A 22152-nucleotide genomic window follows, 5' to 3' on the forward strand; every position below is an offset into this window, starting at 1 on the left:
GCCGGCACGTCAAGCAAGGCCAGAGCCTGAGAGTCGATCAGTTTACCTTGAAGCGCCCCACCAACTGCTGCTGATGATCGGCCAGGCTGGCCAACTCGCGACTGGTCACGGCGGTCTGTTCGGCGGCGGCGCTGACCTGGATGACCAGGTCGTTGATGTCGTTGACGTTGCGGTTGATCTCTTCCGACACCAGGCTCTGCTCCTCGGCGGCGGAGGCCACCTGGATGTTGCGGTCGCTGATGCTGGCGATGCCATCGGCGATCTGCACCAGCAGTTCGCCGGCCTTGACCACGTTGCCGGCGCTGGCCTGCGCCTTGTCGAGGGTTTCCTGCATGGAACTGGCGGCGCGGTCCGAGCCGCTCTGCAGGTTGCTGATCATCTGCTGGATGCTGACGGTGGAGTCCTGGGTCTTCTGCGCCAGTTGCCGTACCTCGTCGGCGACCACGGCAAAACCTCGGCCCTGTTCGCCGGCACGGGCCGCTTCGATGGCGGCGTTCAGGGCCAGCAGGTTGGTCTGTTCGGCAACGCCGCGGATAACGTCGAGCACCGAGGAGATGGCATCGCTCTCTTTCTTCAGCTCGATGATGATCCGTGCGGTCTGCTCGGCCTGGGTCGACAGGGCCTGCACCAGGCGCACGGTGTTCTCGATCTCGCTCTTGCCCTGCAGGGTATCGTCGTTGACCTGGCGCGACATCTCGGCCGCTTCGGTGGTGCTGCGGGCCACGTCCCTGACCGTGGCGCTCATCTCGTTGATGGCGGTGGCCACCTGATCGGTGCCCTGGCGCTGCTGGGCCACGTTCTGGCTGGTCTGCAGAGCGGCAGTCGAGGACTCTTCGGCAGCGGTGGCCACCTGTGCTGCGGTGCCGCCGATTTCCTGGATCACGTCCTTGATCTGCTGCGCCATGTTGTCGAGGTTATGGGCGATCACGCCGAACTCGTCGCGGCCATCGTAATGGGTATGGGCCGTGAGGTCGCGTTTCGACAAGGCGACCAGGGTGTCGTTGAGGTCGCTGACGGCTGATTGGATATTGCGGATGATCAGGTAGGACAGCAGCACCACTGCAGCCAGTACCCCGAGTATGGCGCCGATGGTCAGCCACAGACTGCGTGCGGCTTCCTCATAGGCGTGCGCGGCGAGGGCGCCGACGTTCTGGCTCAGCTCGTTTTCCACCTGCACCATGAGGTCTATGCGCGCGGTGGAGAGCTGGAACCAGTCGGCTGGTTTGACGTTCAGCGCTTCACCCAGGGGCGTTTCCAGGGCGGTGCTGCGCATAGCGATCGCGGCCAGCGCGTCGGGTTGCTGCAGGGCCTCGTCGAGATGGCGCTTGAACTCCACTGCCGCCCTGCGCTGGAAGGCATCCTGATAGGCCATGAACTCGCCGATGTTGTGGCTCAGGCGTGAGAGCAACTCGGCATCGATCTGGTTGCGGCTGTAGGCCAGGCCCAGCAAGGCACGTTCACGGCCGGCACGCTCCTTCATCTCCACGAACTGGTTGAGTGCGCCGAGGGCGCGCAGGATCTGCGGCTCGCTGACACGGGCCTCCAGCGACTGGGTGTAGCCGATCAATGCCTTGATCAACGCGGTATAGCGGGTGCCGGATTCGCTGCTGTCGATCGATTGACCATCGACCTGCTGGCGCAAGGCACCGATCGCAGCGAGGTCTTTCATGACCTGTTCCAGGCCTGCGCTGGCATCCGCCGACAGGCCTTGCATCTGCTTGGCTGCGGCATCGCTGTCGAGGCGAAACTGCTTCAGCGCGTCGCCCATGGCTGTCCCTTTGCTGCCCAGGAACACGCCGCTGGCACCCCGCTCGCGCTGCAGGGCGGTAACCACCTTGCTGATTTTCTGCGCGGTCTCGATGGCGCGCACGGTGTGCTTCATCTCGCTCAGCGTCTGGTATTTGCCGGCGACGTACACGGCAGAGAAGGCCAGGAAGCCGAACAAGGGAAATATGAGTATGAGCAGGAGTTTCACGCTCAACGGGGCATTCTTGACCATCTTCATGAACCTATCATCTGGATTGAGGTGTAGCGGGCGAGGGCAGGCCAAGGGTTCGCGGCCATGCGGGCATGCGGGGCGTGTGCCCCGTTGCCGGCGGAGGTGTTGCTGTGCTGGGTTGCATCTGCTTTCGACATGGGGGTATCGGTCGTCCTGACGTGCGTCTGGTTCAGGCGCTTCCCGAGGCGCGGGTGCGCTCTCGAGTCTCTCCTATGAACAGCTCATCGTGCGCTGGGCGGGTTTCTTTAGCGAAGCCTGCCCAGCGGTCTGGCAAGCCGCAATCGTGCAAAGGTCGAACGAGCCGGTAGCGCTAGGGCGAGGCACCCGTTCCGCTTGCCGACATGCTCAAGGGTGAGATTAGACACAATCGCCCAGTGTGCCTTGACGAGGGGCAATGAAGCGTCGTTCTACCCGCAGTAGCGGGTAAATGTCAGGAGGCCTTCAGGCAACTGTGTCGCGCGCTGAGCTCAGCCGACCTGAGCCTCCGGTAGCGGCACGCAGGTCCGGTTGCGCCCCTGTTGCTTGGCCCAGTAGAGCAACTGGTCGCACTGTGCGAAGAGTTCTTCGGCCTGCTGTACACCAAGTGAATGCGTGGCGCAGGCGCCGATGCTGAATGGTCAGGTGCATCAGGGCGTCGGGGCGGTGTCGATGCTCGATGGCGAGGCTGGCCCTGTTCTTCACCGATCAAATCCATTGTTCATTACAAGCCGCCGTGCGCCGTGACGGCGCGCCTTGCCCTGCGCTTGTGCAGTGCTGCCGGCCACACCGGTGTGCGGGACACGGCGCGGCCAGCAAGGCTGCGGACTGACGGGAATGGCACAATCCATGCTTTCCTTGTGAGAACAAAAAGTTCTCCAAGGGAATGTTCTCTGGAGCAAACCGACCACCGCCTTGCGCTTACCCGGAGGCCTACTGATGACCGCATCCCATTCCGCCCCTCTGCTCAGTACCCCGTGTTATGCCCGCGCGGTGTCGAAACAGCCTGCCAACCAGCGCATCCTGGTGGCGCAGCAGGCGAGTGCGGCCATCGCGCCGCACGAGGAACTGGCCCCGGCGCGCCTGCTGTGCCTGGGCGAGCCCCCGATGGACGGCCCCGAGCAGGAGGGGCTGCCCAGTATCGAGGCGTTGTACCTGCGTCTGCAGATGCTGCTGGAGCAGGCCCAGGCCGGCACCCGGCTGTATGTGATCGGCGATGAAAGCTTTCTCTGGCACGTACAGCGCCTGGCGCGGCAGGCCGGCCTGCTCGGCGACGAGATCGAGCTGATCAGGCAGGGCGTGCGGCGCCGCCTGTATTGCGTGCACTGTGGGCATTTCCAGGACATCGGCAGCGAAGGCGAATGCACCTGTGGCCAGTGTCGGGTGAAGTTGTTCGTCCGCGAGCATTTCTCCCAACGCCTCGGCGCCTACATGGGCGTCTGCATCGACCCGGACAGCCCCTATGCGGCGGAGGTGCAGGCATGAGCGCGATGATCGAGGTACAGGTCATCGATGTGCGCCAACTGACCCCGGTGGTGCGCGAGTTCAGCCTTGCCGCTGTCGATAGCGTGCTGCCGGGCTTTTCCTGCGGCAGCCATGTGCAGGTGGTGTTGCCCATCGAAGGGCGCACGCTACGCAATGCCTATTCGTTGCTGGGCGATCCACGCGAGACCGGCGTGTATCGCATCGCCGTGCGCCTGCAGGAGGCTTCGCGTGGCGGTTCGCGCTACCTGCACGAGCAGGTGCGGGTCGGCGACCGTTTGCAGATCGGTGCGCCAAGCAACCTGTTCGCCCTGCATTCGCAGGCCCGTCATCACATCCTGGTGGCCGGTGGTATCGGCATCACGCCGTTCATGGCCTATCTGGCTGAGCTGCAGGCCAGTGACGCCTCCTTCGAGTTGCATTACGCCTATCGCAGCGGCCTGACCGATGCCTACGCCAGCGAGCTGCGCCAGCGCCTGGGCGAGCGCTTCCACGGCTACGACGCCGCTACCGGCCAGCGCCTGGACTGCACCAGCCTGTTCGCCGGCAAGCCGCTTGGCAGCCATCTCTACGTCTGCGGCCCGCAGCGTCTGCTCGATGAGCTCAAGCTGCTTGCCGCCGCTCATGGCTGGTCGGCCGGGCGCCTGCACTGGGAGGCCTTCGCCGCGCCCGAGCCCGGCCAGCCGTTCAGCGTTGAGCTGGCGCGCAGTGGCCAGCGCCTGCAGGTGCCGGGCGATCACAGCCTGCTCGAAGCGCTGGAGGCCGCCGGTGTCGAGGTGCCCAACCTGTGCCGGGGCGGGGTGTGCGGGCAATGCACCACGCGCTATCTGAGTGGCGAGGTGGAGCACCGCGATCACTACCTGGATGAGCAGCAGCGCGGCGCAGCGCTGATGCCCTGTGTTTCCCGTGGCGGCTGCTCCGGCACGCTGCTGCTCGATCTCTAGGGGCGCATGCCCCCAACGCTTGCTCATGGTGCGCACAGCGCACCCTACAGGAGAGAGTCATGCCCGTCGTGATGAAACAGTTGGAAACCTATCGGGACGATTTCACCTTCAGCAACAGCCCGCAGGCCATCGCCCGTTTCCCCTTCCCCTTTGCCGAGGACAGCTACATGTACTCGGTCAACCTCGAGCCGGCCACGCCGCGCGAGCCGGGCTCGGTGTTCGAGCACTGGTTCGACATCGACGAACACTACCTCTCGGAGATGGCCGAACGCGCCTGCGTGCTGGAGAAGGATCCGCAGCGCTGCCTGGTGCTGCCGCACATGGCGCAGGCTGCCTGGGACACCCTGGAAATGCTGATGGAGCACCTGGCCGCCGACTACCCCGAGCATTTCGCCCTGCAACGCGAGGGCGACCAGTGGCTGTGGATAAACCGCCCGCTGGGCATCGAGCAGCGCTTCACCTTCGGCGATGCCAGCACCTTGCCGTTCGAGCCGCTGGAGTACATCACCCGCCAGGTGCAGGGCGACTTCGCCGTGCTCGACCAGCGTGACGGCGACCTGTTCATGGACGCCGGCATGGTCACCTGTCCGGCGGACTGGTCGATCAAGTTCGACGCCGGCATGAGCTTCAAGCAGTGGCACGCACCGGTGCCGGGCGTGGCGCATCAGCTCGGCGTGTTCGACCGCGCGCTGAAGTACCTGCTGAACATCCAGGTCGGCCAACCGGTGCGCCGCCTGAACTGGACCATGACCATCAACCCGCGCCTGGACACCTCATCGGAGACTTTCCATGAATGGGGTCATGAGCGCGGCCTGGTGACGGCAGAGAACGTCGCGCGCCTGGTGCACCTGCGCGTCGAGCTGCAATTCATGCCACGCCTGCCGCGCAGCAATGCGCTGCTGTTCGGCATCCGCACCTACCTGATCAGCCTCGAGGAACTGGCCAGCAACCCGGCCTGGGCCTGCCGCCTGCACCGCGTATTGCGCGACCTGCCGGACGAGATCGCCGACTACAAGGGCCTGACCCGCTATCGCCAGACCATGGTGGATTGGCTGCGCCAGTTCGATCCGCAGGCCCAGGCCGCCTGAATCTCCCCCGGCCCCTCTCCCACAAGTGGGAGAGGGGAGACAGAACCCTGCCTGCCTGAGCAGGCTCAACGACGCACAACAGGAGACACAGACATGGCCAATTCCTGGCGTATTTCCGCCCTTGCCGAGCGTCACCGCGCACTGGGTTCCAAGCTCGAGGACTGGAGCGGCATGGGCACCGCCTGGACCTATGCCAGCGACCTGGCCGACGAGCACGAGGCGATCCGCACCCGTGCCGGGCTGATGGACGTGTCCGGGCTGAAGAAGGTGCACTATGTCGGCCCGCATGCCGAGAGCCTGCTGGATCAGGCCACCACCCGCGACATTTCCAAGGTCTACCCGGGCAAGAGCGTCTACGCCTGCATGCTCAACGAGGCCGGCAAGTTCGTCGATGACTGCATCGTCTACCGCACCGGCCCCAACGCCTTCATGGTGGTGCACGGCTCCGGCAGCGGTCACGAGATGCTGCTGCGTTCGGCCCAGGGCCGGCAGGTGGCGGTGCTGTTCGACGACGACCTGCACGACCTGTCGTTGCAAGGCCCGCTGGCGGTGGATTTTCTCGCCGAACACGTGCCGGGCATTCGTGAGCTGCCGTACTTCCATCATATGCAGACCCGGCTGTTCGAGCGCCCGGTGATGATCTCGCGCACCGGCTACACCGGCGAACGCGGCTACGAGATCTTCTGCAAGGCCGCCGACGCGCCGGCGATCTGGGACGGCATCCTGGAGAAGGGCAAGGGCCTGGGCATAATCCCCTGCGCCTTCACCGCGCTGGACTGGTTGCGGGTGGAGAGCTACCTGCTGTTCTTCCCCTACGACAACTCGGAGATGTATCCCTTTGCCGATCAGCCCGCTGGCGACACGCTCTGGGAACTGGGTCTGGACTTCACGGTGTCGCCAGGCAAGCAGGGCTTCCGTGGGGCCAACGAACATTACCGCCTGCAGGGCAAGGAACGCTTCAAGATCTTCGGCGTGCTGCTCGAAGGCGACAAGGCCGCCGAGGCCGGCGACACCCTGTGGGCCGATGGCAAGCAGGTGGGGTTGATCACCTGCGCCATGTACTCGCGGTTGTCCGGCAAATCCATGGCCATCGCCCGCCTGGACGTGCCCTATGCCGAACAGGGCGTGCCGCTGCAGATCAAGGGCAGCCTGACGGTCAATGCCATCGCCCATACCCTGCCGTTCGATGACCCGGAGAAGAAGAAACGCACCGCCAAGGGCTGAAGCGAGTCGCTCGGGCCATGGCCCGATTCGTCTGCAAGGAGGGCACATGGCCTGGTTGAATGGCTGGGGATTCTTGCTGTTGGCGGGGCTGTGCGAGGTGTTCTATGCCTCGATCATCCCGCGTACCGACGGTTTCACACGGCTGTGGCCGAGCCTGTACTGCGGCTTCTTCCTGCTGCTCAGCATCTACCTGCTGAGCCTTTCCGTACGCGTGCTGCCACTCGGGGTGGCGTACGCCGTGTGGGTCGGTATCGGCACCCTTGGCACGGTGGCCTACGGCGCGCTGTTTCTCGGTGAAAGCCTGAACCTGCTGCGCAGCCTGTGCCTGCTGATGATCATTGCCGGCATCGTCGGCCTCAAGCTATTCACCCCCGATCCCCTGACCTGAGGAGCCGCCCATGCGTGTGCAGGTGTTGCAGCACGTACCCTTCGAGGATGTCGGCAGCATGGCCGACTGGTTCCAGAACCATGGCGCCGAGCTGCGCTATACCCGCTTCTTCGAGGCTGATGCGCATTTGCCGAAGCCTGAGGACTGCGACCTGATCGTCGCCATGGGCGGGCCGATGAGCGTCAACGACGAGGCCACGCTGCCCTGGCTGATCGAGGAGAAAGCCTTTCTGCGCCAGGCCATCGAGGCTGGAGTGCCGGTGCTCGGCATCTGCCTGGGCGCGCAGTTGATCGCCAGTGCGCTGGGTGCTCGCGTGCAGCCCAACACTGTGGCGGAGATCGGCTGGTTCCCGGTGTGGCGGGCCGAATCGGTTGACGAGGGCTGCTTCGTCTTTCCCGAGCGTATCGAGCTGCTGCACTGGCACGGGGAAACCTTCACCCTGCCCGAGGGAGCCAGGTTGCTGGCCTCCAGCGAGGCGTGCAGGCACCAGGCGTTCCAGATCGGGCGTCGGGTGATCGGCCTGCAATGCCACCCGGAGATGACCCCACGGATCGTCGCCGACCTGCTGGACGAATGCGCCGACGAACTCATGCCTGGCCCCTGGGTACAGACGCCCGAGCAACTGGCAGCAGAACCGCGGCGCTACGTACCGGGCAACGCGCTGATGGCGCGGCTGCTGGATTACCTGCTGGGCTGAACGCTGCACGGCCGTTGAGCCGCGCAGCAGCAGCAGCGGTCAGAGGCGGAAGTGGGCGATGTTGCCGCGCAGGGCTTCGCTGGTGCGCGCCAGGCTCTCGCTCTCCTGCTGTGCATGTTGGAAGGCGTCGGCCGATTGCTCCGTGCTGTCGCGCACCGAGACGATGCCACGGCTGATCTCTTCGGCCACTGCGCTTTGTTGCTCGGCCGCCGTGGCGATCTGCTGGTTCATGCCATTGATGCGCTCGATCATGCTGACGATGCGCGCCACCGCCTCACCGGCTTCGGAAACTCCGGAAACCGATTGCGAACTGGAACTCTGGCAGCGCTCCATGTAGCGCGCGGTTTCGTCGGCGATGCGTTGCAGGTTGGCGATCAGCCCCTCGATCTCGGTGGTGGCTTCCTGGGTGCGCCGGGCCAGGCTGCGCACTTCATCGGCAACCACGGCAAAACCGCGGCCGGCCTCGCCAGCACGGGCCGCTTCGATGGCGGCGTTGAGCGCCAGCAGGTTGGTCTGGTCGGCCACCGACTTGATCACGTCGAGCACGCTGCCAATATTGCTGCTTTCGGTCTTGAGGCGATTCATGGCTTCGCTGGAGCTGTCGATCACCTGGGCCAGCTCGCCGATCAGGCTCACCGCATGGCCGGCCTTCTGCTGGCTTTGCGCGGCGGCCTGGTCGGCCTCGCTGGCGGCTTGCGCGGCGGACTCGGCGTTACGGGCCACGTCTTGCACGGTCGCTGCCATTTCGTGCACGGCGGTGACGATCTGCTCCACTTCGCGCTGGGCTTGAGCCACGCTTTCGGCGTTGCGCAGGCTCGACTCGCTCAGCTCCTGGCTGGAATGAGCCACGGTGCGCGAGGAGCTGTCGATGTCCTGGGTCACCTGGCGCAGGTTCTGCTGCATGCGCTGCAATGCGGCGAGCACGCTGTTCTCGGCGCTGTTCAGGCTTTTTTCCATCGTGCGCAGGTCGCCTTCGGCTACACGTTGGGCGATCTGGTTGAGGTCACCCGGCTCGGCGCCCAGTGCGCGCAGCAGGTAACGGCTGATCAGATGACCGAGCATGGCGGCGAGCAGGAAGCTGATGACGGTGATGGCGATGAGGATGTTGCGTTGCTTGAGTGCGTGCGCTTCGTTCGCCAGGACATGTTGCTTGGCCAGTTCGGTCGCTTGCTGGAGGTATTGCTCGACGGTGCCGGTCAGTTCTTCGAGCAGCGGGGTGCATTGCTCCTTGACCATGCGCTTGGCTTCGACATCCTCGCCATTGAACAGGTGTTCGGCAATTTCATGAGCGACCTTGCGATAGCGTGTCTCCAGCTCTTCGATGCGGGAAAACAGCCCGTGTTCCTGTTTCGATACCCCGGTTTGCGTGGTCATCGCCTGGCGCAGTGCAGCCAGCTTGTCGGCGACGTCCTGCTCGTACTTCTCGATCAGCGGACGTTTTGCCCCGCGCTCGGACGGCTCGGTATTGAGCGCCAGATTACGCAGTGCGACGGCCCTGTCCTTGACGGCATTGCTCAGCTCGTTGGCCAGCCGTGTACGGGTTTCGATCCCGTTGATGTAGTCGGCGAAGTCCCTGTCCGCTGCTGTGATGTTGTAGAACGAGACGCCCGCTATCAGCAGCAGCAGTGCCAGGAGGCAGCCATAGCTGGCATACAGTAGCGTTCGGATGGAAAAGCGAGTGTTCTGGGACGACATAAGGGCACCTGCCATGAACGTGTTTCTTATGGGCGGATTGTTCTGATGCACGCAAGAACAAGGGCCGCAGCTTATTCATGCATCCTGCGTCCATCCGCACGCCCTCGAGCGGGGCTGTCGTGTGAAGTGAGGCTCCTGGATCGATCGCCAGGCGATCGGTCGCGTTCGTTGGTATGGCCTTGAACGCGGTGTAAGAAATGGAGTTGGGAGTCCGGGGCAAAAGGCAGGAGGGCTTCGAGGTTCGTATGGCGGTGCGCCAATTTAGCTCGGGCTTTCCTGACATGCCGCTTTCCAGGTAAGCGGTCATCCTTGAAATCGAGTCTAGAACAGATATCGCAATGGCGCTTCGCTACTTTTGTATAGCGATATGCCATCTTCATTGAACATGTTGTGCAAGATGTTACCGAGCGGTGCAGGTGGGCGCCCGAAGGTGTGTAGGCAGGCCAGGAAATCAAGCCTGGGTAACAGGCCATCGCCATGCCATGGCAATCGCTGGTGACGACCTGCGCAAAGGCTGAGGCTCGCCGCCGGCTTGTTGGCGGGCCTTCCGACGAAGCGGACAGGGCCCTGATGAGGTCATCAGGCACGGGCCAGGCTGCGTGCATCATGAATGCCAGCGGCGAAGCGCCATTGGCTGTCGTCATAGACCTTGCCCATCCAGCGTTGTACCAATTCGCGATAGGCCGGTTGCGTGCGGTAGTGGGCGATGAACTGGTCGATGCTGCTCAGCAGCGCGGCATTGCTCGGCTGATTGGCCACGGCGGCGGAGTAGTACCACAGACTGGGGCTGAGGTTACCTGGCAGGATTTCCAGGCGTCCGCGCCAGGGGCTGCGTTCGCCCTGGCAGGCCCAGTGGTAGATCGGCAGATCGACGGCGAAAGCGTCCACCGTGCCGTCGGCCAGGCAGTCATGGATCAGGCTCTGGTCGCTGTAGGCCAGCAGATTGGCCAGCTCGACCTTGCCGCCCGGCTTGTGCCGGTTGGCCTGCCAGCGCAGGCCACGTTCTTCCAGGGTGGCCATGGCGGCCGGGTCGTTGATACAGCCGAGTACCTTGTCGGCCAGATCCTCGACGCCCTGGATGCGCGTGTCGCCGGCACGCTTGGCCAGCACGTAGGGCAGGAACACATAGGGCATGGAAAAGGCCACTCGGTCATAGCCGGGCATCGGTGGCATGGCGCTCCATACCAGGTCGGCCTCGCTCTCGCGGCGTTGCGCACCGGCCTCCAGCAGTTGCAGGCAGCGGTCCCAGGGGTGTTCGATGAAGCGGCACTTGACCCCCAGCCAGCGCGCGAAGGCCCGCGCCAGTTCGGCATCCAGCCCTTGTAGTTCGGCACCTGGTTCGCTGCGGAAGGACAGACCCTTGAACGCAGGCTCGATGGCTACGCGCAATTCGCCGCGGGCGCGGATGTCGGCCAGGCGATCGTAGTCAGGGTCGAGTTGCAGGCGTTCCTCGTGCAGCAGGCGTTGCAGGCCTTGCTTGGGCTGCGTGCTGGCGTATACCGAGCTGAGGTCGCTGAGCAGGGCGCGGCTCCAGTTGCTGCGCCCGCGCAGTTGGGCATCGGTACTCATGCCGAGTTGCACGCCGGCGGCGATGACGCGATTGTTGCCCTCGATCTCGTCGAGGCGCCCAGCCATCTGGCCGAACAGGTCATGCAGGCTGCTCAACGAGGTGCCGACCTGGCCGCTGAGCTGTTGTAGCTGCGCCTCGGCACTTTCGAGCAGGGTCGCCAGGCGTGCGCTGAGCTGGGACATGTCGATCTGCTCGAAGGCCTGGCGGGTGTTGGCCTGGGTGCGCAGGGCCAGGTCGCGAATTTCCGTGGCGACCACGGCGAAGCCACGCCCGGCATCGCCAGCGTGCGCCGCTTCGATGGCGGCATTGATCGACAGCAGTTGCACGGTGCGGCCGATCTCGTCGATGGCGCGGATCACCTGATGCGAGGCGCTGGTGCGCTCCTCGATGGCTTGTTGCAGTTCGGCGAACTGGCTGGCGAAGAACCGTCGGGTGTTGTCCAGCTCGCAGGCCAGCTTGCCGCGCAGTTCATCGGCGCTTTGGCTGCTGTGCTGGAGAAAGCCACGGGTATGGTCGAGGTAGGTCAGTTGCTCGCCACTGCGTGCGGCTATTTCGCCCAGGCTGTTCTCGCTCTGCTCGATGGCCTGCAGGGTGTGTCGTTGCAGCGCTTCGAGGCGCCCACAAAGCAGGCCGAGGGCGCGCCCGTCGCTGACGGGTGGGTCGCTCAGGCCGCGTTCGAGGCAACTGCGCAGGCGTTCGGGCAGGCTGCCATCGTCCTGCGCAAGGGCCGTTTCGATATCACCCGCGAGCAAGGCTCGCTGCCAGTCCGACAGGGTGGGGGCAGGGGGCTTGAACCAGGCCATGGACTACTTCCTCGATGTCCCAGGGCCAGGTCGTGGCCGACCTGGGCGCTGTTGCATAAAGAGCGTTGCGCAGTGCGCATGCCCGGCAGGCGCAACGCCTGGAAGATGCCGGCGGCCTGCGCCGCCGGCAGTGGGCTCATTTGAGTTTGGGTAGCTTTTCGTCCGGCAGGGCGTAGCTGTGCTTCTCGTGGATCATGGTGGCGATCAGCGCATAGAGGCTGACGCCCGCCACCAGCAGGCTGATGACCATCAGGATCGCCGGCTTGTCGGCGAAGGTGAACACGGCGCTGGCGCCTTCGTAGGTGGTGATGCTCATGGCGATGCTCCTTTGCTGCGGGTTGACCCGCCGCCTGATGACGGCGGGGCGCTCGTTGGTCAGGCGGGTTTGGTTTCGCCAACCAGCGTTGCCGGCTCACTGCCGCCGACGCTGCTGCTCTGGCCGTACATCGAGGACCATTCCGGATAGGCCTGGGCCGGTACTTCGGTCAGGTCCAGGCCGCGCTCCTCGGCATGTGCCGGTACGCGCAGCAGGTTGGCTTTCTTCAGGGCATAGGAAATCAGGTAGCCAGGCACGAAGCCCAACGCTGCCATGACCAGGGCGCCGCCCAGTTGGCCGAGGAAGCTGATCTCCGGCATGCCGTTCACGTTCGGGTAGCCGGCCAGGAAGATGCCGCTGATGACGATGCCGGCGAAACCGCCGAAGCCATGCACGGCGAAGGCACCGACGGCGTCGTCGAGGCGGAATTTGAGCAGCAGGTTGTTGATCAGCGGCGCGGTGGCTGACACGCCCATACCGATCAGATAGGCCAGGCCGGGGTGGTAGAGATCCAGGCCCGGCGCCACCGAAATGATGCCCACCAGACCGCCGGACATCATCCAGAACGGCTCGCGGGTGGTCAGGTAGGCGCCGATCAGGCCGCCGGCGAAGCCCATCAGGGTATTGAAGGCGAAGGCCGAGAGGTTGGTCGGCGCACCGTAGATGTTGATCCACTGCGCGCCCGAGTTGTAGATGATGCAGCCACCGAGGAAGCCGAAGAAGCCGACGATGATCAGCATCAGGCCGACCACGCTCATCGGCATGCTGTGACCGACGATGGCATTGGCGCTGCCGTCAGCGTTGAAGCGGCCGATACGTGCGCCGAGGTTGATCACCACCGCCAGGGTGAAGAAGCCGGCGATCATGTGCACGCAACCGGCGGCGCCGACGTCATGGAAGCCCCATTTGACGGTGAGCCAGCCTTCCGGGTGCCAGCCCCAGGACGCCGCCACCAGCCAGAGGAAGCCACCGAGGAAGATGGTCATGATGATGAAGGCGCTCATCCGTGTGCGTTCGATCAGCGCTCCGGAGAGGATCGAGCCGGTGGTGGCGGCGAACATGGCGAAGGCGGCCCAGAAAATGCCGGTGGCGTTGTCGCTGATGTTCGGCCCCATGGACTGGCTCCACGGCATGCCGGCGAGGATGGCGTCCATGCGCGGCACGATGCCGTCCGGGAAGCCGTTGTAGACCGCCCAGCCGAGCAGGAACACGCTGGGGACGATGAAACCGAAGGCGAGGATGTTCTTCACGCCGGCGGCCAGTGCATTCTTCAGGCGCGACGCGCCGATTTCATAGGACAGGAAGCCCACGTGAATGCAGATCATCAGGGCGATACACCACCAGTAGAATATTTCCATATTCAGGGTGTTGGTCATCTCTATCAGAGCTTGTAGCTCCTCCAGAGTCGGTGTCTTCTGCTCTTCCATCTCTCAATCCTCGATACTGTTCTTGGAATGTCTGTCGGTCTTGGCAGTGGGACTTCAGGTAGGCGCCGCTTCGGCCGTTATTTATCTGTGGTTATAAAAAGTTCCCTTGGTGAATAGGCAATCCTTGTGCCAGAAGTCCGTTTGCTGGCAGAGCCCTGTGGCCGCGCCGTCTTGGAAACATCTGGTTTAAAAATGCCCTCTTTGTGTTCATCGCATGGGCACTACGCCTGAAAATGGGTCGTGCCTCAGGGGTTCTTCTGCAGCATGCTCTGAATCTGCTGCACCGACTCCTGGGTACGCCGCGCCAGGTTGCGCACCTCGTCGGCGACCACGGCGAAACCACGCCCTTGCTCGCCGGCGCGAGCGGCCTCGATGGCGGCATTGAGGGCCAGCAGGTTGGTCTGCTCGGCGATGCCCTTGATCACCCCGGCGACCTGGGCGATCTGCCCATAGGTGGCCTGGATGCTCGCCTGTTCGCGTTCCTGCAGGCTGGCGGCGGCCTTCTCGTCGCTGATCTCGCGCACCGCGCCGGTGACGTAAAGCAGCTTGCCCTGGGCATCGCGCAGGCAACGGCCGCGCTCACGAAACCAGACTTCGCCACGGTGCTTATGGCGCATGCGGTATTCCACGGCGTAGAAACCATCGCCGCTCTTGTCCACCATCGAGGCGTTGAAGGCCTGCATCACCGCCTTGAGGTCATCCGGGTTGACCACCTTGAAGTAGCTGTCCCAGCCGTCCGGGAATTCGCTGTGGCTGTAGCCGATCAGCTCGCGGAACTGCTCGGACCAGCGGATCAGGTTCTGTGGGTGGTCGGGGTCGCCATCCACCACGTTCATGGCCCAGCAACCCTCGGTCAGGGTGCGCTTGGTCAGCTCCCAGACCTGGCGCTCCTCCTCCCAGTGCGCTCGCTCGGCGACCAGATACTGGTTCTGCGCCTGGCTGGCGCGCAGCTCGTCTGCGAGCTGCGCGCATTGCCGTTCCGCCTGGACCAGGCGTTGTTGTAGCGCGGCGAACTCTGCGGCGGTGCAGGGGGCTGGCGGCTGTTGCTCGCTGTGTTGGCGAATACGCTGCAGTTCCTCCCAGTCACGCTGCAGGCGCTCCAGGCTGCCGAGCAACTGTGGCTGTCGCTGTAGGTATGGGCGTGCGTTGCCTGGCTGGCGCTGGCTGAGCAGGTGTTCGAGCCATTGGTTGAGTTCGCTGGCCAGGTTTCGGGTGGCGTTGCTGAACCACATTGGCCGATCCTCCTTGGACGTTGACTAGGGCACTGCTTGCCTAGCAATTCCTTGTCCAATTCCGCTCGGTGCCTCCACGCGGGTGCGCTGTGCGCACCCAAAGCCGTTGCAGTGGTGCGCGCAGCGCACCCTACGGTGTTGTCCAGGCTCGGTCGGTGCCTTCACGCGTAGGGTGCGCCGTGCGCACCGAAAACCGTTGCAGCGAAGCATCCATGGTGCGCAGCGCACCCTACAGTGCGGTCGGTGCCTCCACGCGTAGGGTGCGCTGTGCGCACCGAAAGCCGTTGCAGCGAAGCATCCATGGTGCGCGCAGCGCACCCTACAGTGCGGTCGGTGCCTCCACGCGTAGGGTGCGCCGTGCGCACCGAAGGTCGTTGCAGCGAAGCGGCTGCAAGCTGCAAGAGCGGGGGCTTCGGCTTTTTCTTGTGGCTTGCCGCTTGCAGCTTGTAGCTGCTCTCAAGCTCTTACCCGGCTCTTGTCCGGGTCATAGGCCACGGTGCCGGCAGCGACCGTGGCACCGATGCGCTTCTGCTGGCCGTCGAGCTTGCCGATCTCGACGCGGCTGCCGGGCGTGCAGTAGTCCACTGCCAGGCGACACAGGGCGATGTTCTTGCCCAGCACCGGCGAGCGCGTGGCGCTGGTGATGACCCCGACCTGGGCGCGGCCGATACGCACGCAGTCGCCATGAGCGGCCGGCTCGTTGCCGTCCAGCTCCAGGCCGACCAGTTGCTGCAGCGGGTGTTCCTTGCGCCGCAGCAGGGCGTCGCGCCCGATGAAGTCGTCCTGTTTGCTCTTGAGTGGCACACAGAAGCCGATGCCCGCCTCGAACGGATCGGTCTGGTCGCTGAACTCATAGCCGGCGAAGATCAGCCCGGCCTCGATGCGCAGCATGTCCAGCGCATGCAGGCCGAGCGGCGCCAGGCCCAGCGGCTCGCCCAGTTGCCACAGGCGCTGCCAGACCTTCATCGCATCGCTTGGGTGGCACCAGATTTCATAGCCCAGCTCGCCGGTGTAGCCGGTGCGCGAAACCATCAATGGCGCGCCGTCGTAGTCGTCCAGGCGGCCGATGAGAAAGCGGAACCAGCCCAGTTCCTCCAGTTTCGGTTGTGTGCCCGGCGTCCAGATCATCTGCTTGAGCAATTCGCGCGATAGCGGGCCTTGCACGGCGATATTGTTGATCTGCTCGGAGGCGGACTTGATCCACACCTTCATGCCCAGCTTCTCGGCCTGCTGGCGCAGCCAGTCGCCGCCGAAATCTTCGCCACCGATCCAGCGAAAGGCATCCGGCCCCAGCCGTAGCAGCGTGCCGTCGTCGAGCATGCCGCCGTGCTCATGGCACATGGCGCTGTACACCACCTGGCCAACGCTGAGCTTGCGCACGTCGCGGGTCAGGCAGTGGTTGAGCAGGGCTTCGGCGTCCGGGCCGAGTACCTCGAACTTGCGCAGAGCGGACAGATCCATCACCGCCACTCGCTCGCGGCAGGCGTGGTATTCCTCGAGCGTGCCGTAGCCGTCGAACTGGGTGGGCGTCCACCAGCCGCGATAGTCGACGAACTGGCGGGTGAGGGCGGATGTACCCGGGTGAAAGCCGCTTTCACGAGTCAGCACCGGGTCGGCGTCGGGCGTCTTGCGGTTGGCCATGGCGATACTGAAGCGCTCCTTGTCGGCATACAGGCGGATATGGATGTCGGTTGGCTGCCAGCCGTTGGCCGGGTCGATGTCGTCCGGGCAGCAACTGCTGGCGCACACCAGCTCGCGCTGTGCGCGCAGCAGCACGTAGTCGCCGGGGCGCGACCAGGGCTCATCCAACGTAAGCTGCTGGTGTGCATCGACCCCGGTGTTGAAGAAGAAGTTGATTGCCGGCCAGCCGCGCCGGCCCTGCACACCATGGGCGGCGAGCGCGCGGCTGAGGTTGTCGCTGCAGTTGGCGTGGCCGAAGTAGCCCTGCGCCTCGTAGTAGCGCGCGGTGCAGGCCAGGGCGAAGGTGTCGTGGCGGCCCACGGTGTCGCGCAGCACCTCCAGCATCGGTTGCAGGTCGCGGTCGAAGAAGCGGCTGAACAGACCCGGGCCAGGGTAGGCATTGCCGTTGAGGGTGCGGGTAACGGTGGGATCGAGGTCGATCTCGCGGCCGGCATCCAGGCCGCGGCGGTCGAAGGCGACGAAGTCCGAGCACTGCCGACCGGCGACGTCGATCACCTGGATGTACTGGCCGGCCGCGACCACATAGTCGCGCGCCGTGCCGGGGGCGATGGTGAACTCGTCGACCACCTCGCCGAGCGGCGTCGGCAGGCTAGGAGTCAGCAGACTCGATGGGTTGGCGCGCTGAATGATCAGACGCAGCTCACTGGCGCGCTGCTGGCTGTCCACCGTTGTCTGGCCGCCGGGGGCCGCGACTATCACCAGCAGCGCCGCACTGGCACTCAGGCTGCGGCTGAAGCCGGCGGGTGTGCCGTCTGGCCATAGGCGCGCGGCCATGGGCAGGTGGCGAGCATCGATATGGCGTTTGCCCAGACCGCTGGCGACATGCTGCGATTCGCGGCTGCCATCGCTGAGCAGACGACCGATGAAGTCGGCGCCGGGGTTGGCCTGCAGGCCGAGGGCGGCCAGCGCCTCGCGGCCGCTCTCGTCGAAGGCCAACAGCTCAGCGTGCTGGTCGCCTTCGAGATCGATCACCTCGATCCTGTCACCCGGCTCCAGGGCGATCACCGTCAGCCCGCCAGGGGCGACGCGGTGGCGCTCCATTCCAGGTGTTCGAGCGAACAGCGCCGGCTCGTGTGGCCGGGAAATCACGGGCAGGTTCATTTCATGGCTCCACGCGAGAATTCGTTCCGTAGGGTGCGCCGTGCGCACCGACAGCCATGGCATTCGAGGGCCATCCAGTGGTGCGCGCAGCGCACCCTACGGGTACGGTTTCAACCCACGGCTTTTATGGCTGTCTGCGGCTCGTCCGCCAGGTAGGCGGCGAGCGAGTCGTCCAGCGCTTCCAGCCAGGGGGTGTGGTGCGGCGTGGCCAGGGTGCCGGTCATCAGCGAGCGGTGGCACTTGTCGCGGTAGCCCATGATGTCGTCGTACTTGTCGTGCTTCCAGTCGAGGAAGGTCTGGTTCACCGCAGCGATATCGAAGCTGGGGTAGTCGGTGGCGTCGATCAGGGTCTGGATGTACTTGCCCTGGAACTCGAACATTTCCTGGGCATTCTTCAAGGTCAGTTCTTCTTCGCGCCAGGCCAGGTCTTCGGCGTGCATGGCGGCCTGGTCGGGCAGGTCGATGCGCCCGAGGATCACGTCGCGGGCATACCAGGCCTGGGCGTCGAACATGTTGAAGCTGTACCACTGATCCTGCATGCCGAGGTAGATCAGCTTGGGGTTGCTCTCCCAGAACACGCCCTTGTACAGGTTCAGCGGCCACAGGCGGTTGTCGGTCTTCAGCCGCAGGTTCTCGGCCAGGAAAGGGAAGTGATGCTTGTAGCCGGTGCACAGGACGATGGCGTCGACGGGCTTGCTGCTGCCGTCGGCGAAGAACGCGGTGCTGCCTTTGACGTGGCTCAGCAGCGGTTTTTCCTCCCAGTTCTCCGGCCACTTGTAGCCCATCGGCGCGGTTCGGTAGCAACTGGTGATGGAGCGCGCGCCGTACTTGTAGCACTGCGAGCCGATGTCCTCGGCCGAGTAGCTGGAGCCGACGATGAGCACGTCCTTGCCCTTGAATTCCAGCGCATCGCGGAAGTCGTGGGCATGCAGCACGCGTCCGGCGAAGCTCTCGAAACCCTCGAAGTAGGGCACGTTGGGGGTGGAGAAGTGGCCGCTGGCGACCACCACGTAGTCGAAGCGCTCGGTACGGGTGAGGTCGTGGTCGTAGCTGTGCACGGTGACCTCGAACTGGCCGCTGGCCTCGTCGAAGACCACCCCGCGCACGGCGGTGTTGAACTGGATGTACTGGCGCACGCCGGCCTTTTCGACGCGGCCCTTGATGTAGTCCCACAGCACTTCACGCGGCGGGTAGGAACCCATCGGGCGGCCGAAATGCTCGTCGAAGGTGTAGTCGGCGAACTCCAGGCATTCCTTCGGCCCGTTCGACCACAGGTAGCGGTACATGCTGCCGTGCACCGGCTCGCCGTGTTCATCAAGGCCGGTGCGCCAGGTGTAGTTCCACATGCCGCCCCAGTCGCTCTGCTTTTCAAAACAGACCAGTTCGGGAATCTCCGCCCCCTTGGCGGCGGCGGACTGGAAGGCGCGAAGCTGGGCCAGGCCGCAGGGGCCGGCGCCGATGATGGCGATGCGAGTGGTCATGAAAGCTCTCCCGTGCGGATCGTTTTGATGATTGTCAGGAATTGAAATTTCCTTGTGGGAATTACCATACGGGCTCAGCCCCCCATCGCAATTCGCCCGTTGGGAATACCTCCTTGGGGGTAATCGAAGCAGGGCGCTGCCCTGATCGGAGGCGTGCTGGCGTCGGATTGGTGCAGGAAAGGTAGCTAGAGAAATTTCTCAGAAGGAATTTTTCTTTCTTTTCAGTGCAATCTGCTGCGCTCCGGGTAGGGCATGGAACTTGCTCGGGCCCCTAGCCAATCCCTGCCCGAACGGAGGCTGGATGATCCAGGTGCTGCTGCGCTCCCTGTTCCCCCTGCGCCCGGCCAGGTCGGCCGAAACGGCGCTGTCGGCCTGTCGCCAGGCATTGCTGGAGCTGCCGCTGCGGGCGTTGCAGCAGGGCGGCATCGAGGCGCCGTTGCGCGCCTTGCTACCCCTGCTGGAGGACGCCCTGCAGGTGGCGCAGGTCAGCCTGCTGTTGCCTCAGGCGGGAACGCCGGGCTGGCGCCTGCTGGGCGAGCCGCTACCCTGCGATCACGATCAGAGCGGTCTGTCGCCGGGCTCGCTGCAGTGGTGCGGGCGCTGCCTGGAGCAGGGGCGCTTTCTCGCCCTGTGCGGTTTGCACGGCGAGCAGGAACGTGTCGCCTTGCTGCAGGTGTCCTTCGCCCAACTTCCGGATGCCGGTCAGCGCGAATGCCTGCGTGTGATCGGCCGGCAACTGGCCGAGGTGCTGCAGGCCTTCGCCGAGGAGCGCCGCTTGCGCCGCCGCGAGCTGAGTGCCGAGCGTGGCGTGTTGGCGCGCGAGCTGCACGACTCGGTGGCGCAACAGCTCGGTTACCTGCAGATTCGCAGCAGCCGCCTGCAGCAGGTGCTGGCCGATCCGCAGCAACGCGAGCAGGCGCAGGTCATGCTCGATGACCTGCGCGACACCCTGCGCAGCCTGCAGCGTCAGGTGCGCGAGCTGATCAGCAGCGCGCGCCTGACCATGGACGGCCGTACCTTGCGTCAGGCCCTGGAAGCCTCGGTAGCGGAGTTCGCCCGCAGCAGCAGTTGCGTGTTCAGCCTGGACAATCGTCTGCCCGGCCACTGCCTGCCGGCCGAGAGCGAACTGCAGGTGCTGCAGATCGTGCGCGAGGCGCTGGCCAACGTGGTGCGCCACTCCCATGCTCGGCAGGTATGGATTCGCCTGTGGCCGAACGCCGACGGTGGCGTCGTCGAGGTCTGCGACGATGGCGTCGGCCTGCCGCAGCGCCTGCCAGCGACCGGGCATTTCGGCCTGCACATCATGCGTGAGCGTGCCGCCGCCATCGGTGCCGAGCTGCGTATCGAATCGGCTACGACTGGCGGCACCCGCGTGCTGCTGTGCTGGGGGGCGGCATGAGCGCGCCTTTCGATCTGCTGCTGATCGACGATCACCCCATGCTGCGCCGTGGCCTGGCGGAGCTGTTCGAGAGCAGTGGCGAATTTCGCGTGGTTGGCAGCGTCTCCACTGGCCGCGAGGGCATCGCCCTGGCACGCGCGTTGAACCCGGCGCTGATCCTGCTCGACCTGCACATGCCGGGGCAGAGCGGCCTGGCCACCCTGGAGTGCCTCAAGCGCGACCAGCCGGAAATCAGCATCATGGTGCTCAGCGCCTCGGCGGCTCGTGAGGACGTGCTACCGGCACTGCGTGCGGGGGCCGATGGCTACCTGCTCAAGGACAGCGAGCCGGAAGAGCTGCTGGCGGCGGTCAGTGCCTGTGCGCATGGCCATAGCCGGCTCGACCCGGCCCTCTCACGGTTGCTTGCCAGCAGTCTGGGCGAACGCGACAGCGCTGCGCCGGCAGCGCGTATCGAACTCACCGAGCGGGAGCGGCAGACCCTGGCGCTGATCGCCGAAGGCTTCAGCAACAAGCTGATCGGCCGCCAGCTCGGCATCAGCGATGGCACGGTGAAAGTCTACGTCAAGCACCTGCTGAGCAAGCTCAACCTGCGCTCGCGCCTGGAGCTGGCGGCTTGGGCGCATCGTCATTCGGGGGAGGCGTCATGAAGGTTCTGTTGCGCTGGTTGGCGGCCCGGCTACCCTGGCCGGGCGCCGACGAATTGCCCCTGGCGCTGATCCAGCTCGACGGGCAAGGGCGGCTGTGCCGGGTCAATCGTGGCTGGGAGGCCTTCAGTGGTTACCGCGCCAGCGAGTGCATCGGGCGTGAGCATGAGGCCTTCCTGCATCTGGAGGATCACGTCGCCTGGCAGCTCGGCTTGCATGGCCTGACCCCGGCACAACCTCTCTGGAGCGGTTGCCTGCGCTATACCACGCGGGCCGGCGAACTGCGTTGGGCCGATGTACGTGCACGGCGCTGTGCGACGGATCATCTGCTCACCCTGACCGACGTCAGTGCGCAGATGCCGCAGCGCGAACGTTTGCTGGCGCGCCATCGCAGCCTGAGCAACCTGCTCGACGGCCTGCCGGCCATGGTCTATCGCTGCCGCAACAATCGCCATTGGAGCATGGAGTACGTCAGTGTCGGCTGCCTGGAGCTGACCGGCTACCCGGCCGAGCGGCTGATCGACAGTCAGGATCTGACCTATAACGGGTTGATTCATCCGCATGATCGTGAGCAGGTCTGGCGCGGCGTGCAGGAGGGCTTGCGGGCGCGGCGCCCGTTCGTACTCGAATACCGCCTGCTGTGCGCCGATGGGCGGGAAAAGTGGGTCAGCGAGCGCGGCTGTGGGGTGTATTCGGATCTAGGCGAGGTGCTTGGGTTGGAGGGGGTGGTGATGGAGCGTGGGGTGGAGGTGGTGAGGCAGATGGTGGTTTAGTCTTGTTTTCGGGCATCGCCCTCCCGGGCGGGTGTTCTAACGCCGCTATGGTATGTTCAGGTAGTCCGGGTTTCGCCCCCTCGGGCGACTCACTTTTCTTTGAAATGCGCAAAGAAAAGTAAGCAAAAGAAACGCACCCCCGCCATCCGGGTCTCGCTTCGCTCGACTCCCCTCACTCCGGCATTGCTCCGGGGTCGGCTTACAAGGGCCAT

Annotated in this window: 16 protein-coding genes and 2 pseudogenes; 9 read left to right on the forward strand and 9 right to left on the reverse strand. The window is 64.8% G+C overall.

What is annotated here, in order from left to right; translation table 11 throughout:
* Window positions 1–37 precede the first annotated feature (37 nt).
* Window positions 38–904: a methyl-accepting chemotaxis protein gene (locus tag ACSVIK_RS00205; RefSeq protein WP_442442585.1), complete on the reverse strand. Its 867-nt coding sequence runs from the start codon at window positions 902–904 to the stop codon at window positions 38–40.
* A pseudogene (locus tag ACSVIK_RS00210) lies at window positions 899–2005 on the reverse strand (nitrate- and nitrite sensing domain-containing protein); the annotation flags it as partial. The pseudogene ACSVIK_RS00210 and the gene ACSVIK_RS00205, both read right to left, overlap by 6 nt.
* A 909-nt stretch (window positions 2006–2914) precedes the next feature.
* Here ACSVIK_RS00210 and ACSVIK_RS00215 point away from each other — a divergent pair.
* From ACSVIK_RS00215 to ACSVIK_RS00240, 6 genes are all read left to right on the forward strand, one after another.
* Entirely contained in the window at window positions 2915–3460 is a 546-nt protein-coding gene (locus ACSVIK_RS00215) for a dimethylamine monooxygenase subunit DmmA family protein (RefSeq protein WP_442442359.1), read from the forward strand.
* The gene (locus ACSVIK_RS00220) at window positions 3457–4401 is read left to right on the forward strand and encodes a PDR/VanB family oxidoreductase (protein WP_442442360.1); all 945 of its coding nucleotides are present in this window, start codon (window positions 3457–3459) and stop codon (window positions 4399–4401) included. Before ACSVIK_RS00215 ends, ACSVIK_RS00220 begins: the two co-directional genes overlap by 4 nt.
* 59 nt (window positions 4402–4460) lie before the next feature.
* On the forward strand, window positions 4461–5489 hold the full coding sequence (locus tag ACSVIK_RS00225; protein WP_442442361.1) for a heme-dependent oxidative N-demethylase family protein: 1029 nt from the start codon (window positions 4461–4463) through the stop codon (window positions 5487–5489).
* A 93-nt stretch (window positions 5490–5582) separates the two neighbouring features.
* On the forward strand, window positions 5583–6713 hold the full coding sequence (locus ACSVIK_RS00230; protein ID WP_442442362.1) for an aminomethyltransferase family protein: 1131 nt from the start codon (window positions 5583–5585) through the stop codon (window positions 6711–6713).
* 46 nt (window positions 6714–6759) lie between these two features.
* A complete protein-coding gene (locus ACSVIK_RS00235; RefSeq protein WP_442442363.1) occupies window positions 6760–7101 on the forward strand; it encodes a DMT family transporter in 342 nt (113 codons plus the stop codon).
* Window positions 7102–7111: 10 nt separating this feature from the next.
* Complete coding sequence (locus ACSVIK_RS00240; protein ID WP_442442364.1) at window positions 7112–7798, forward strand: type 1 glutamine amidotransferase; 687 nt, start codon at window positions 7112–7114, stop codon at window positions 7796–7798.
* Between the two features lie 39 nt (window positions 7799–7837).
* Here ACSVIK_RS00240 and ACSVIK_RS00245 read toward each other — a convergent pair whose 3' ends face one another.
* From ACSVIK_RS00245 to ACSVIK_RS00275, 7 genes and pseudogenes are all read right to left on the reverse strand, one after another.
* Window positions 7838–9493 carry a methyl-accepting chemotaxis protein gene (locus ACSVIK_RS00245; RefSeq protein WP_442442365.1) on the reverse strand — a complete coding sequence of 552 codons (1656 nt, stop codon included), beginning with the start codon at window positions 9491–9493 and terminating at the stop codon, window positions 7838–7840.
* A 579-nt stretch (window positions 9494–10072) separates the two neighbouring features.
* Window positions 10073–11866 carry a methyl-accepting chemotaxis protein gene (locus ACSVIK_RS00250; protein ID WP_442442366.1) on the reverse strand — a complete coding sequence of 598 codons (1794 nt, stop codon included), beginning with the start codon at window positions 11864–11866 and terminating at the stop codon, window positions 10073–10075.
* 136 nt (window positions 11867–12002) lie between these two features.
* Window positions 12003–12182 carry a hypothetical protein gene (locus tag ACSVIK_RS00255; RefSeq protein ID WP_442442367.1) on the reverse strand — a complete coding sequence of 60 codons (180 nt, stop codon included), beginning with the start codon at window positions 12180–12182 and terminating at the stop codon, window positions 12003–12005.
* A gap of 59 nt (window positions 12183–12241) precedes the next feature.
* Window positions 12242–13609: an ammonium transporter gene (locus tag ACSVIK_RS00260; RefSeq protein ID WP_442442368.1), complete on the reverse strand. Its 1368-nt coding sequence runs from the start codon at window positions 13607–13609 to the stop codon at window positions 12242–12244.
* Window positions 13610–13869: 260 nt separating this feature from the next.
* Window positions 13870–14841 (reverse strand): annotated as a pseudogene (locus tag ACSVIK_RS00265) (methyl-accepting chemotaxis protein); the annotation flags it as partial.
* Between the two features lie 456 nt (window positions 14842–15297).
* A complete protein-coding gene (locus tag ACSVIK_RS00270) occupies window positions 15298–17643 on the reverse strand; it encodes a DUF1989 domain-containing protein (protein WP_442442369.1) in 2346 nt (781 codons plus the stop codon).
* A gap of 110 nt (window positions 17644–17753) precedes the next feature.
* Window positions 17754–19124: an NAD(P)-binding domain-containing protein gene (locus ACSVIK_RS00275; RefSeq protein ID WP_442442370.1), complete on the reverse strand. Its 1371-nt coding sequence runs from the start codon at window positions 19122–19124 to the stop codon at window positions 17754–17756.
* A 301-nt stretch (window positions 19125–19425) separates the two neighbouring features.
* Between ACSVIK_RS00275 and ACSVIK_RS00280 the strand changes: the two genes are divergently transcribed.
* The 3 genes from ACSVIK_RS00280 to ACSVIK_RS00290 are packed head-to-tail and all read left to right on the forward strand — an operon-like array spanning window position 19426 to window position 21940.
* A complete protein-coding gene (locus tag ACSVIK_RS00280) occupies window positions 19426–20523 on the forward strand; it encodes an ATP-binding protein (RefSeq protein WP_442442371.1) in 1098 nt (365 codons plus the stop codon).
* On the forward strand, window positions 20520–21170 hold the full coding sequence (locus ACSVIK_RS00285; RefSeq protein ID WP_442442372.1) for a response regulator: 651 nt from the start codon (window positions 20520–20522) through the stop codon (window positions 21168–21170). The genes ACSVIK_RS00280 and ACSVIK_RS00285 overlap by 4 nt, the downstream gene beginning before the upstream one ends.
* The gene (locus ACSVIK_RS00290; protein WP_442442373.1) at window positions 21167–21940 is read left to right on the forward strand and encodes a PAS domain-containing protein; all 774 of its coding nucleotides are present in this window, start codon (window positions 21167–21169) and stop codon (window positions 21938–21940) included. Before ACSVIK_RS00285 ends, ACSVIK_RS00290 begins: the two co-directional genes overlap by 4 nt.
* Window positions 21941–22152: the final 212 nt, after the last annotated feature.

Origin of the sequence: Pseudomonas sp. NCHU5216 (assembly GCF_052156495.1) — a bacterium.
Taxonomy (GTDB): domain Bacteria; phylum Pseudomonadota; class Gammaproteobacteria; order Pseudomonadales; family Pseudomonadaceae; genus Aquipseudomonas.